This window comes from Nocardioides sp. Root240 (assembly GCF_001428825.1).
Classification (GTDB): Bacteria; Actinomycetota; Actinomycetes; order Propionibacteriales; family Nocardioidaceae; genus Nocardioides.
Window position 1 is genome coordinate 409,068 of the sequence record NZ_LMIT01000013.1, and the last position, 12,421, is coordinate 421,488.

10 protein-coding genes are annotated in these 12,421 nt (G+C 66.3%); 3 read left to right on the forward strand and 7 right to left on the reverse strand.

Annotation, left to right across the window (positions count from 1 at the left end; genetic code table 11):
- Nucleotide 1 precedes the first annotated feature (1 nt).
- From ASE20_RS19415 to ASE20_RS19425, 3 genes are all read left to right on the forward strand, one after another.
- Nucleotides 2–556 carry a hypothetical protein gene (locus ASE20_RS19415; RefSeq protein ID WP_056896195.1) on the forward strand — a complete coding sequence of 185 codons (555 nt, stop codon included), beginning with the start codon at nt 2–4 and terminating at the stop codon, nt 554–556.
- Nucleotides 557–782: 226 nt separating this feature from the next.
- Entirely contained in the window at nt 783–4,301 is a 3,519-nt protein-coding gene (locus ASE20_RS19420; RefSeq protein WP_056896196.1) for a DUF4020 domain-containing protein, read from the forward strand.
- A gap of 359 nt (nt 4,302–4,660) precedes the next feature.
- Complete coding sequence (locus tag ASE20_RS19425) at nt 4,661–6,811, forward strand: nuclease-related domain-containing protein (protein ID WP_056896197.1); 2,151 nt, start codon at nt 4,661–4,663, stop codon at nt 6,809–6,811.
- Here the strand turns inward: ASE20_RS19425 and ASE20_RS19430 are convergent.
- From ASE20_RS19430 to paaD, 7 genes are read right to left on the reverse strand one after another with little or no spacing between them, the layout of a single operon-like run.
- Nucleotides 6,808–7,587, reverse strand: coding sequence for an enoyl-CoA hydratase/isomerase family protein (locus ASE20_RS19430; protein ID WP_056896198.1), 780 nt, complete (start codon nt 7,585–7,587; stop codon nt 6,808–6,810). The two genes, ASE20_RS19425 and ASE20_RS19430, sit on opposite strands and share 4 nt — an antisense overlap.
- Complete coding sequence (gene paaI / locus ASE20_RS19435) at nt 7,584–8,027, reverse strand: hydroxyphenylacetyl-CoA thioesterase PaaI (RefSeq protein ID WP_056896199.1); 444 nt, start codon at nt 8,025–8,027, stop codon at nt 7,584–7,586. The genes ASE20_RS19430 and paaI overlap by 4 nt, the downstream gene beginning before the upstream one ends.
- Nucleotides 8,021–8,866 (reverse strand): 3-hydroxyacyl-CoA dehydrogenase family protein, encoded by an 846-nt coding sequence (locus tag ASE20_RS19440; protein WP_056896200.1) that lies wholly within the window; start codon nt 8,864–8,866, stop codon nt 8,021–8,023. Before ASE20_RS19440 ends, paaI begins: the two co-directional genes overlap by 7 nt.
- Complete coding sequence (locus tag ASE20_RS19445) at nt 8,863–9,618, reverse strand: enoyl-CoA hydratase/isomerase family protein (RefSeq protein ID WP_056896201.1); 756 nt, start codon at nt 9,616–9,618, stop codon at nt 8,863–8,865. The genes ASE20_RS19440 and ASE20_RS19445 overlap by 4 nt, the downstream gene beginning before the upstream one ends.
- Nucleotides 9,615–10,781, reverse strand: a complete 1,167-nt coding sequence (locus ASE20_RS19450) for a thiolase family protein (protein ID WP_056896202.1) — start codon at nt 10,779–10,781, stop codon at nt 9,615–9,617. The genes ASE20_RS19445 and ASE20_RS19450 overlap by 4 nt, the downstream gene beginning before the upstream one ends.
- Nucleotides 10,782–10,804: 23 nt before the next feature.
- On the reverse strand, nt 10,805–11,902 hold the full coding sequence (gene paaE, locus ASE20_RS19455) for a 1,2-phenylacetyl-CoA epoxidase subunit PaaE (protein WP_225869246.1): 1,098 nt from the start codon (nt 11,900–11,902) through the stop codon (nt 10,805–10,807).
- A 1-nt stretch (nt 11,903) separates the two neighbouring features.
- Nucleotides 11,904–12,416: a 1,2-phenylacetyl-CoA epoxidase subunit PaaD gene (paaD, locus tag ASE20_RS19460; protein WP_056896408.1), complete on the reverse strand. Its 513-nt coding sequence runs from the start codon at nt 12,414–12,416 to the stop codon at nt 11,904–11,906.
- Nucleotides 12,417–12,421: the final 5 nt, after the last annotated feature.

Genomic DNA, 12,421 nt, shown 5'->3' on the forward strand with positions numbered 1-12,421 from the left:
CGTGGCGTACTCGTTCGAGAAGGTGCAGGCCGACCCGGTCCTGACCACGGTGCGGCGACTCGAGCAGCGGATCGCCGCTCGGTTCCCCGACCGCGGCCTGCGCCAGGTGGCCGCTGAGCTGGCTCGCCTGGTGGAGCGGGTGCAGACGCGCACGGACAGCGTGCGTGGCCGTCGTGCCGGCCTGCGGACACTGTCGCGCGGAGCGATGATCGCCGTCGTCCTGGCCACGATCGTGCTGGTGGTGCTCGCTGTCCGGGCCGCTGCGACCGACGCACCCGACGACCTCGAGTGGGTGCCGCTGGTCGAGAGCGCGGTCAACGACCTGGTGTTCGCGGCGCTGGCGCTGTGGTTCCTCTGGTCGGTGCCGGAGCGGCTGCAGCGCGACGCACTGCTGAAGCTGCTCCACCGCCTGAGGTCCATGGCCCACATCGTCGACATGCACCAGCTGACCAAGGACCCGGAGCGGTTGCGAGCCTCCTTCGACCCGACCGAGGCCAGCGTCGACATGGACCTGACGCCGAACGAGCTGGAGCACTACCTCGACAAGTGTGCCTAAAAGGCCTCTGACCTGCGGCTTTACGTAGAAAAGAGTAGGCGAGGCCACCACACGGCCACAAGGGCCGTCGACAACGGACAAGCAGCAACGGACGTTCAGTAGGTAAAAACTCGTCTGCCGCGGCCATCGGCGGTGACATGTCGAGGTCTCGGCGCTCATCAGCGGAACTCTTGGCCTGTTCCTGGGCCCGGCGCCGTCTGCCGAACGCTCGCAGTACGGTCGCGACATGCGGTTCCAAAGGGTTGAGATCCCCGACGACCTAGTCACCGCCGCCCGTGACGGGCGGATGGTGATCTTTGTCGGTGCCGGAGCGTCTCTCGACCCACCGTCTCGACTCCCTGACTTCAGCCAGCTGGTCATCGACATCGGTACGCAGGTGGGGTCGGCGCCCACGACGCTCCAACTGGCACGGCCTGATGTCTTCCTAGGCGACCTCACCGACCTCGAGGTCGAGGTCCACTCCCTTGTTGCCAAAGCGATCGATCTACCCGGAAGCGAGCCGAACCGGCTTCACCACGCCATCATGCGACTGGCCGCCGTACACCAGCCGGTGCGTGTAGTGACAACCAACTACGACCGACATCTCGAGACCGCCGCCCGAATCGGGTCCCTCGAGGTTGAGATCTTCCGTAGCCCTGCGCTGCCGCTTGGAGACGACTTTGCCGGCATCGTTCATTTGCACGGGGCACTAGAACAAAACCCGCAGCACCTGATCCTGACGGACGGGGACTTCGGCCGCGCCTACCTTCGCGAGGCGTGGGCCGCGCGTTTTCTGGAGCGCATGTTCTCCGCCTTCAGCGTTCTCTTCATCGGATACAGCCACGGCGATGTCGTCATGCAGTACCTAGCCCGGTCCCTCGGACGCGAAGGACGCCGGTACGTGCTGACGAGTGACTCGAACAAAGCCGACTGGGCTCGCCTAGGACTCACGGCAATCAGCTATCCAGTCGCTGACAAATCCCATGTCGCGCTCGTAGAGGCGCTCGAGCGGTGGGCAGAGTTGTCAGCTTGGGGCCGACTCGATCATCGAAGGCGGATCACAGAACTCGTCGGACTTGAGCCGTCAAGTCTCCCCGAGGAGACTTCCTACCTCAAACAGGTGCTGGCTGACCCGGAACGCGTGCGCTTCTTCACGGAAGCCGCATCGTCACCATCTTGGCTGCAATGGACGGCAACACGTCCCGAGTTCGAACACCTTTTCACTGCGCCACCCAAAACGGACAGTGCCGGGCAAGCGATCGCCCGCAGCCTAACGCGGTGGTTCATCGACAACTTCGCGTGCGTCGAGGAGCACTCGCCAGCTGCGCTACGGCTGGTCAGGGACCGTCCTTGGACACTTGAACTGTGGGAAACGTTGGTGCATCGGCTCTTCGCCCAACCGACACCGATCGCTGACTGGCAGGTGCCATGGTTGCTCTCTGCTCTTCACCGCTCCCCTCAGGGCAGGCACGATCTTCTCGACATGATGCTGGCCGAGAAGGAATGGCAGAGCCGGCCGCTCTTGGCGCTCACGCTACTCGAGCATCGCACCGAAGCAATCATGCGATCTGGACTCGACTTCGGCGCGAATGACGACGCCCCTCGCTTCGAGGTAACCCTCACCGGCGATGAGCACTGGCTCAGCGAAGCGTGGAAAAAGGTGTTCACACCGATGCTGGCTGACCACGCGCGAGAGCTTTTCGATCTAGTAGTCCGGCAGATCCGCGCGAGTTATCGTCTAAACGACTTGCTGCAATCCGGCTTCGACCCGATGGGGTTCGGGCGCTCCGCCATCGAGGCGCACCCTCAGGATGACTTCCGAGAGCCACACGACATGTTGATCGATGCCGCTCGCGACTGTCTCGAACGCATCCTTGACATCTGTCCTGGCCAGGCTTCGCGAGACCTTGATCTGCTGATTGGCGCCCCCGAAACGATTCTCCGCCGACTTGCCGTGCACGGCTGGCGGGTGAAGTCCGATACCAGTGCCGATGCCAAAGTTGGATGGGTCCTTAGCCAAGGGCTGCTGTACGACGTCAGCCTTCAACACGAGGTCTACCTGCTATTAAAGGACGTACTGCCCGATACCAGTTCCGACGTGCGCGTCAAACTGCTCGCCGCTGCCGACGCTGGCCCTACGCCTACGGCGGGCGATTCGTCGTCATACCCGCGCTACAACCTGATCGTCTGGTTGCACAAGACCTTGCCGGACGATCCCCTCATCACGTCAGCGTTCGAGTCCGTTCAGGAAGAGCATCCGGACTACGCCCCTCGGGAGCATCCCGATCTCAACATGGTCATGACTTCAGGATTCGTCGAGGACGCTGAACCATTCTCCCAAGAGGAACTACATGCTCTGATTGCCGACGAACCCGGCACCGCGCTGGCACGACTCCGCGAGTTCTCCGAAGCCGACGAGTTCAAGCTGACCGGTCCCACATGGACGGGCGCCCTAGCCGCCCTGCGAAGCTGCGTCACGCAGTACCCGCTCGACGGCATGCTGCTCGCCCCACATCTCCAGCCCAACGATGACGACATCCGCGGGGCCCTGATTCGAGGCTGGAGTGCCGCAGACCTATCAGCTCACGCTGACGGCACTCTCCCTGATCAGGTCATCTCGGTCATTGGCTCGTGGGAACTCGCCCCGGTCAGAAGCCCGGCGGCCAACCTTCTAGCGAGCGGCGGTCGAGCGGACCACCCAACCCGATGGCACGACTTCGCCAGTGCCCGCGACCTGGCTCGGCGGCTTTGGCCCGAAGACGATCTTGCGGGGAACGTGACCGGAGGAGGCACGTACCTAGAAGCCATCAATCACCCGGCTGGCGATCTCGCGGAGTTCTGGAGCAAGGTCACAGCGGCTCAGTGGGCCAGCCAAGGTGATATGTGGGCCGGTCTACCGCCGCTGATCACTGCCGAACTGGATCGCATGATCAGTCAGACCGGGCGTAACGGTCTCTTGGCACGCTGCGTGTTAATAACCAAACTTCGCCTGTATTTCGGCGCTGCTCCGGAGTGGGCAGCGGCTGAACTGCTGCCACTACTGGCGTGGGAGGCCGAAGACACGGGCCAGGTCGCGACCATGTGGCGCACTTTCCTCGATCACGGTCAGTACGACGCCGCACTTCTTCGAGCCGGTCTCCTCGAGTCGATGCTCGCGACCTTGGACCATGACGCTGACGTTGACGACGAGCGCTCTATGAAGTCGTTGGGGCGACAACTAGCTACAGTTGCCGTCCGTTTCGACGATCCGCCCACTCCATGGTTGTCCCAGCTGGCCACCAAAGCGTCATCGAAGGTCCGACTGGCTTGGACACGATCGGTGGGTCGACACCTACGCGACATGAACGCCGAGGAAGCCCATGCTCAGTGGGCCAGGTGGATCGGCGCCTATTGGCATGACCGCGTGGCATCCGTCCCGCGACCGTTCGGCTACGACGAGGCCTCCGCTATTGCGGGGTGGGTACTGCATCTGCCTTTGGTTCGAGATGAAGCCGTCGGCCTAGTAGAGGCTGTTCCATCAGGCTTGGAGCGCGATGACCGAATCCTCGCCGTGATGACAGAGCTCGATCTCACCGCAGAAGCCCCGCTCTGGGCCCGCTATCTAACGCATCTGCTGCACGGGACTCCCGTCGACGAGCCTTGGGCGATCTGTCACTACTTGGCCGAGATCGTTCCGGCGCTGCGAAACGGCAGCTCCGACCTCTTGGTTGCGCCCGTGATTGACCAGGCTCTCCGCTTTGGATGCTCATCGGCCCACAACTGGTAGGAGGCCTTGATGTCGGGGAAGGTCTGCGTCAGAAACGAACGCTCTACTCTAGGACTTGGATACCTCAGGAGGGTGCCGTGGCCTGGTCTCTAATGCCGCTCGATCGCGCCCGAGGATAGCCTTACCGCCCCCGCGACAGTCGGCTTTCGTCGTTCGAGAAAGATTGAGACGGCTCCGTTGTGGTCGTGCGTCTATTCAGTTGAAGACGCTCGCAGCCCGTCAGAAACAGGATGAGGGCCGGCATAGCAAGCGACTCGCTCGCGACTTCACCGGCGTGTGTGCGGGAGTCTGGGCAGAAGCGAGCAGGTCGAGCTCGAGAACGTCATGCTTCTGTCGGAGCCCCGGATCACAATCCACCCATGTCCCCGCCCCGACGTGCCCGTCCCGGTCAACGGCGCCTCCGGCCCGACAATCCGCCGTCGTACCTCGACAACAGGTGGCAGTACGAGCTCGAGCGGTACGTCGCCGGAGAGTTCTCGCCCCGCTCGTGGTTCGAGTGGCTGACCTCGTTCCGGCGAGCGGCCGAGGAGGCCGCCGCTGATCTCCCGCATGCGTGTGCAGAACTGCGTTCTCTGCTGGACTCCGTCGACCCGATTGCCATGTACGGAGCGATGGACGTCTATGACGCCATGCGACGGTCGCACATGCCAGGACCGGCGAACTTCGGCAGTGACGCGATGGTCGAGCTGATGGCTGGATTCGTCGTGAGTTCCGACGAGATCTCGATGCTCCCCCGGATCGATGAGCGATTCGATCCCTGGCTGGTCCAGGAGTGCGACGCGCTGCTCCAGCGGATTGCGAACCTGCGTTACCTGGCTAGCACGGCGAAGTACGTCGAGTCCGATCCGAAGGGCGGCGCGGGTCTCCGCCGGATGATCGAGCTGGAACACAACTTCGACCGCATGGCGGGCTTCGATCCTCATGTCAGGCGCGTCGCGGTTGAAGTCCTCGGTCGAGTGGATGACCGCGCCAAGGTCGAACTGGGGTTTAAGTTGACGGAGTCGCTCCGCTTCGCGCACCTCTACAACCAGGTGCGTATCCGGCACGCACGTCGTACGGACGCCTATCTGGCGGAGGCATATCCCTCCCCGGCCGCCGACGAACCGCCTGCCGTCCAGGAGTCGTGGATGGTGGGTCACTTCGTCCTCTGGGCGCTGAACGCGAACGCACCCCTGGAAGGTGGCGTTGTGGATGAAGCACTGGCAGAGAACCTCGGACTCGACCCCGACGCTTTCCAATCGGTGATCGCATCGCTCAGCACCCGGGTCGGGACGGTGGAGCCGGATCAGATCCACACCGACAACCCGGTTCGGGTCCGACCGATCGTAAAGCTGAGTAGTGGCGAGTGGATGTGGCCTCGCCCGGTCGACTTCGTGCACGTTGCACTTGAATGGGCTCACGGTGCCGTCACGCCGCATCCTCGGCTCGTCTCAGCACTCGACAAGGCGCGTCAGCGAACCGCTGAGGACCTGACCGAGGAACTGCTTCGCGAGGTCTTCGGGGAACGCGTGTACCGATCGGTCACCTACCCGGTCGAGCAGTCCGACGCCGAGGTCGACGTTCTGGTTCGACTCCCTGGAGCACTCCTGGTTGTCGAGTGCAAGGGCGGTCGAATCAGCCGGGAAGGGCGCCGCGGCGCACCGCACCGTGTCGACCGCCACATCAAGGACATCGTGGAGCGGGCCAACGATCAGAACGGCCGAACGATCAGGGCAATCCGCGACGGCGCTCCATTCGTCGACGCCCGCGGGCGGTCGCTCGACCTCGACGCGAATAGCGTGATCCTGCCGATCACCGTCACTCTCGATCGTGTCGATCCCTTTGGCGCCTACCTCGGCTTTGCGGATGCCGAATCCGGTGTCGAGCGATCGTGGATCATCAGCCTGGCCGACCTGATCATGCTCGCCGAGTTGCTCCCGTCCCCGAGCGACTTCGTCGCCTACGTCGCGAAACGCCGCCAGATGCTGCGCGACGAAGTGTTGGTGTACGTCGAAGCGGATGCGCTCGGCGCGTGGTTCGAAGACAGGTTGTCCTCCATCGCAGCAGTCAGTGATCCCCACAACGATCGAGTGACCCGCTTGTTGAGGGAGACCTCCGAATGGATGAACGACTACTACGCCATCGAGGCACTGAGGCGTTCGGATGCGCCACAGGACGAGGTCGACGACTATCTACGCGACCACCCGATGGGCGGACAGAAGCCAGCCACTCGGCTTCCATCCGCCGTAATCCGGTCCCTCGATGGGCTTCTTCAACAAGAAGACCCCACGTGGCTTGCGGCCACCTGTGCAGCACTCGAGGTCCGGCCAAGCGCGTGGAAGCCGGTACGGCGACTGCTTGACGCAGTCGATGGCGGACCACCGACCGGGCGCCGGAAGTCGCGTCAGATGCGGCGCGCCGCGAGCGGCTATGAAGTCGACGGCCGGGTCACCCTGACGATCGATGTCGCAAGCACAGGCGAACTGTCATTGCAGGTGGCGCCGACACGTCAGGGTCTCAACGTCCGTTAGCGGCCGGTGAAGGTCGGCTTCTCGCGGCCTAGGAAGGCCGAGACCGCTCCCCCGTGATCAGCCGTTTCCCCGCAGCGCGTCTGCGCGCCAGCCTCGGCCTCGAGCGCGGCATCGAGCCCGAGGCCGGAGCCCTCGACGATCAGTCGCTTGCTCTCCGCGAAGGCGACCGTGGGACCTTGGGCGAGTTGGCGGGCCAGTGCGACGGCGCGCTCGAGCACCTGGTCGGTGTCGACGGTCTCGCCTGTGATGCCCCAGGCGATGCCGTCCTCGGCGGTGAACATCTGGCCGAACAGCATGAGCTCCTTGGCTCGGGCGTCACCGACGGCTCGGGGAAGGGTGAAGGACAGGCCGGAGTCGAAGGTGAGACCGATGCCGGTGAAGGCCGTGCCGAGCTTGGCGCCGGCAGCGAATACGCGGTAGTCACAGGCCAGTGCAAAGCCGAGACCCGCGCCCACACAGGCACCCCCGACGGCGGCGATGACGGGCTTCGGCATCGTCAGGAGTGAACGGACGATCGGCGAGTAGTGCTCGCGGACGGTCGCGAAGGCCGCCTCGGCTCCGTCGGCGAGACCGGCGCTGTGCTCGGCGAGGTCCTGGCCGACACAGAAGGCCTTGCCCCCTCCGGTCAGTACGACGGCGCGGATCGCCGGGTCCTTGGCGACGTCCTCGAGAGCGTCGCGCAGCGCGACCTTGGAGTCGAGGGAGAGCGCGGGGGCGCTCATTGTGATGGTCGCGACCGCAGCGGTGCGGTCGACGAGGACGGACTGCGTTGTCATCGTGCCTCCTCAAGGATGGGCCGCCCGAGCGACCGGCTGCGACCGCGGAACTCCGCGATCCTGGTGTCACCGCACCGGACGGTGACGTCGTAGATGCCCGACCGACCGCGCAGCGCGACTTCGCGGGCCTCCGCGACGAGGACGTCGCCGAGCTCGGCCGGCTCCAGGAACGTGATGTCGAAGCCGGAGGCCACGGTGACCGTGCCGTGGCTGTTGCAGGCGAAGGCGAACGCGCTGTCGGCCAACGTCGAGATGAAGCCACCGTGGCACGTGCCGTGACCGTTGACCATCTCCCGGCAGACCGTCATCGAGACGCGTGCGGTGCCCGGGGCGACGGCGTCGAGCTTCATGCCCAGCACCTGGCTGGCGTGGTCGTCGGCCCACATACGCTCGGCACAGGCCTGGGCCAGTCGCTCGGCTTCCGCGGCCGCTCTCACCATGAGTAGAAGCCCTGGCCCGTCTTGCGGCCCAGCTCACCTGCGGCGACCTTGTCCCGCAGCACCTGCGGCGGCGCGAAGCGGGGGCCGAGCTCCCGCTCGAGGTGCTCGGCGATGTTGAGCCGGACGTCGAGCCCGACGATGTCGGTGGTCTTCAGCGGGCCGACCGGATGGCGGTAACCAAGGGTCATCGCGGTGTCGATGTCCGCCGCGGTGGCTACGCCCTCGGCCAGCATCCGCATGGCCTCGAGGGCGATCGCCACCCCGAGACGGCTGCTGGCGAATCCCGGGGAGTCCTTGACCGTGATGGCGGTCTTGCCCAGACCCGACACCCAGCTCTGCGCGTCCTTGACGAGGACGGGATCCGTCCGGTTGCCGACGACGACCTCGACCAAGTCGCTGATGGGCACCGGGTTGAAGAAGTGCAGGCCGATCAGGAGAGCCGGATCGGGAAGCTCGGTCGCCAGCTCATCGATCGACAGCGAGCTGGTGTTGCTGCCAATGACCGCGTCCGGCGCAGCTTCTGCGATCCGGGCCAGGACCGCGCGCTTCAGGTCAATCAGCTCCGGCACCGCCTCGACCACGAGAGGGCAGGCGGCGAGTGCACCGGCGTCGGTGACCACCTCCACCGATCCAGTGATGTCAGCGCCCTTCTCCACGGCCTTGGCGATGCTCGCCTTGATCCGGCCGCGAGCAGCGGACGCGGACTCGTCGTCGCTCTCGATGACGATGACCTCCGCGCCGACTGCAGCGAAGGCGTGCGCGATCCCGCCTCCCATGCGGCCGCCGCCGTACACGCCGACGGTTGCGGGGACCCAGCCCCGGGCGTTCTCGGAGGTCATCGCTTCTCCTTGGACTTGTCGCTTCGGCGGTCGAGGAAGTTGGTCATCCGGTCGTACTTGTCCTGCGTCTCGAAGAGGACCGCCTGGGCGATGTCGTCGATCAGCGGGTGGGCTTCACGAGGGCTGTGGAACACCGACTTCGTCAGCCGTACGGCGAGTGGAGCCTGCGCTGCGATCTTGTCGGCGAGCCGGTGACCGGCCGCCTCGAGCTCGTCCGGCTCGACGACATCGTTGAGCAAGCGGACGTGGTGGGCCTCGTCAGCGGAGAGGACCTTGCCGGCGAGGAGAACCTCCTTGGCGAGCGGCTCACCGACCAGCTCGCGCAGGCGCCAGGACCCTCCCGCGGCGGCGAGGATGCCGAGGCCGGGCTCGGGATTGCCGATCCTGGTGCTGGGCGTACCGATCCGGAAGTCGCATGCGTAGGCGAGTTCCGCGCCTCCGCCGAGCGCGAAGCCGTCGATCAGGGCGATGACGGGCATCGGCAGCTTGTGGATGCGGTCGAAGATGCCGGAGTTGATGCCGGCCAGTGCGTCGGCACGTCGGCGTTCCCGGAGCTGGGCGATGTCGGCACCAGCAGCAAAGATGCCGCCCGAGCCGACGATCATCGCGATGCGCGGCTTGCTCTCCAGGCCGCTGCAGGCCTCGTGCAACGCATCGACGGTGGCCAGATCGATCGCGTTCCTGACCTCCGGACGGTTGAGCCGGAGGACGACACGGTCGCCGTACTCCTCGATCTGCAGCGGGGAGGTCATGGCCGCTCCAGCAGCAGCGCGGAGCCCTGGCCGACACCGACACACATCGTGGCGAGACCGCGGCGACCGCCGGTCCGCTCGAGTCGGTTGAGCAGGGTGAGCGTGATCCGGGTTCCCGAGCAGCCCAGCGGATGCCCCAGTGCGATGGCGCCACCTTCGGCGTTGACGATCTCCTCGTCCAGGGCAAGCTCTCGCATGCAGGCCAGCGCCTGGGCGGCGAACGCCTCGTTCAGCTCGACAGCATCGAGCACGCCGGACGCCCACCCTGCACGCTCCAGGACGCGGCGAGTTGCGGGCACTGGACCAATGCCCATGATGTCTGGTGCGACGCCGGCGTTCGCACCGGCGACGACCCGGGCGCGCGGCTGCAGGCCCTTGGCTGCGGCGTACCGGTCGCTCACCAGCACGACGGCGGCGGCACCGTCGTTGAGCGAGCTCGAGTTGCCCGCGGTGATGACTCCGCCCGGCCCGTGGATCGGACGCAGCCCCGCCAGCTTCTCCGCGGTGGTGTCCGCACGGGGACCTTCGTCGCGCGTCATCTCACCGACGGCGACGATCTCGGCGTCGAAGCGACCGTTCTTCTGCGCATCGAGGGCGCGCTCGTGCGAGCGCAGTGCGAAGGCGTCGAGCTCCTCACGCTTGAGTCCCCACTGCTCGGCCACGCGCTCCGCCGTCTGGGGCATGGAGAGCGTGGTGTCGGTGTCGAACGCCGGGTTGGTGAATCTCCAACCGATCGAGGTGTCCCAGCTCTGGCCGGGCTTCGCCCACGGACGGCTGGGCTTCTCGCTCACCCACGGCGCGCGGGTCATCGACTCGACGCCTCCGGCCAGGACCACGTCGGCGTCGCCGGCGGCGATCATCTGCCGTGCTGTCGCGATCGCCGTCAGGCCCGAAGCGCACAGGCGGTTGACCGTGAACCCCGGAATCGTGTCGGGAAGGCCGGCCAGCAAGGTCGCCATGCGAGCGACGTTGCGGTTGTCCTCGCCGGCCTGGTTCGCGGCTCCGAACACGACCTCGTCGATGTCGGCGGGATCGATGCCGCTGCGCTCGACCGCGGTGCGGACAACGAGGGCGGCGAGGTCGTCGGGGCGCGTCTGGGCGAGCGCGCCGCCGTACCGGCCGATCGGCGTGCGAACGCCGTCGAGGATGAAGGCTTCAGGCATGGGATCTCCTTGGTCCGGCGCCGTCAGGCGTCGAAGTCGACGGTGACGTCGTCGCTCACAGGGAACGTCTGGCAGGTCAGGATGAAGTTCTGCGCTACCTCGTTGGGCTCGAGCGCGTAGTTGCGCACCATGTCGACCTCGCCGTCGCAGACCTTGGCGCGACATGTGCCGCAGACCCCGCCCTTGCAGGCGAAGGGAAGGTCGCTGCGCGTTTCCTGGGCCGAGTCGAGGATCGTCTTGTCGCGCGGCATGGCGGTCGTGGTCGATCGACCGTCCAGGACGACCGTCACCTCGGAGGTGACGCCGTCGATGACGCGGTCCGCGTGGCGCAGCTCCGGCGGCGGCTCGTCGACGTAGAACAGCTCGAAGTGCACCCGTTCGGCGGGCACGCCGAGCTCAGCGAGGACCTCGCGAGCCTCGTTGAGCATGCCGAACGGACCGCAGAGCCAGACGTGGTCCATGTCCGTGGCCGGCACCAGCAGGGACAGCAGCTCACTGAGCCGGTCACGATCGAGGCGTCCGGTGAACAGCTCGACGTCGCGGGGCTCCCGCGAGAGCACGTGGACGAGGTCGAGCTGGTGGTGGTGGGCGTCCTTGAGGTCCGCGAGCTCCTCGGCGAACATCACCGAGTTCGTCGTGCGGTTGCCGTACAGGAGGGTCACATGTGCGTCGGGGTGGCTGAGCACCGTCGAAGCGATCGAGAGCATCGGCGTGATGCCCGAGCCCGCGGCGATGCAGAGGTGCCGGCCGCCCTCGGCCGCGTCGGCACGAAAGCTGCCCGTGGGTGGCTGCACCTCGATCCGGTCTCCCGGACGGACGTCGCGGACGAGCCAGCTCGAGAAGAGGCCCTCCGGGATCTCGCGAACGCCGATGCGCGGCGCACCGCCGGCGCGCGAGCAGATCGAGTACGAGCGCCGGTGCTCGACACCGTCCACCACACGTCGCAGCGTCAGCGACTGCCCCGCGGCGAAGTCGAAGAGATCTGCGACCTCCGTCGGCACGTCGAAGGTGACAGCGACGGCGTCATCGGTCAGCTGCTCGATGTGGGTGACGGTGAGCGTGTGGAAGGCCGTCCGGGCGGCGGGGTCCTCGGTGAGGGTGCCCGTCATCGTCTGGGTCACGTCAGATCTCCTTCACGTGGTCGAACGGCTCGAGGCAGTCCAGGCAGCGGTAGAGCGCCTTGCAGGCGGTCGAGCCGAACTCCGAGGTCACCTCGACAGCAGCCGAGGCGCACTGGGGGCAGCAGATGTCGCGCCGCATCGGCGTGAGCGTCAGCGCGACCGGACCCGTACGGCGCGGCGCCGCACCCGGTGGGGAGATTCCGGCAGCCGCGAGGGCATCCCGGCCGGTGGCCGTGATCCAGTCGGTCGTCCAGGCTGGGTCGAGCTCGACCCGGACGCGGGCGTCGTCGAAGCCTGCCTCCTGGAGCGTGCGCTGCAGGTCGTCGCGCATCGTCGCCATGGCCGGACACCCGGAGTAGGTCGGGGTGATCGCAGCGACGACCGCGCCGTCCTCGGCGATCTCCACCCCGCGGAGCACACCGAGGTCGAGCAGGGTCAGCATCGGCAGCTCAGGGTCGACGACCGACTCCGCAGCCGCGCGAGCCCTGGCGAGGACGTCCTCGCGCCTCAGCATCGCGA

Coding starts and splice junctions, on each gene's coding strand:
- ASE20_RS19420 (WP_056896196.1), top strand. CDS start 783: ATGCGGTTCCAAAGGGTTGAGATCCCCGACGACCTAGTCACCGCCGCC.
- ASE20_RS19425 (WP_056896197.1), top strand. CDS start 4,661: ATGTCCCCGCCCCGACGTGCCCGTCCCGGTCAACGGCGCCTCCGGCCC.
- ASE20_RS19430 (WP_056896198.1), bottom strand. CDS start 7,587: ATGACAACGCAGTCCGTCCTCGTCGACCGCACCGCTGCGGTCGCGACC.
- paaI (WP_056896199.1), bottom strand. CDS start 8,027: ATGGTGAGAGCGGCCGCGGAAGCCGAGCGACTGGCCCAGGCCTGTGCC.
- ASE20_RS19440 (WP_056896200.1), bottom strand. CDS start 8,866: ATGACCTCCGAGAACGCCCGGGGCTGGGTCCCCGCAACCGTCGGCGTG.
- ASE20_RS19445 (WP_056896201.1), bottom strand. CDS start 9,618: ATGACCTCCCCGCTGCAGATCGAGGAGTACGGCGACCGTGTCGTCCTC.
- ASE20_RS19450 (WP_056896202.1), bottom strand. CDS start 10,781: ATGCCTGAAGCCTTCATCCTCGACGGCGTTCGCACGCCGATCGGCCGG.
- paaD (WP_056896408.1), bottom strand. CDS start 12,416: ATGCTGAGGCGCGAGGACGTCCTCGCCAGGGCTCGCGCGGCTGCGGAG.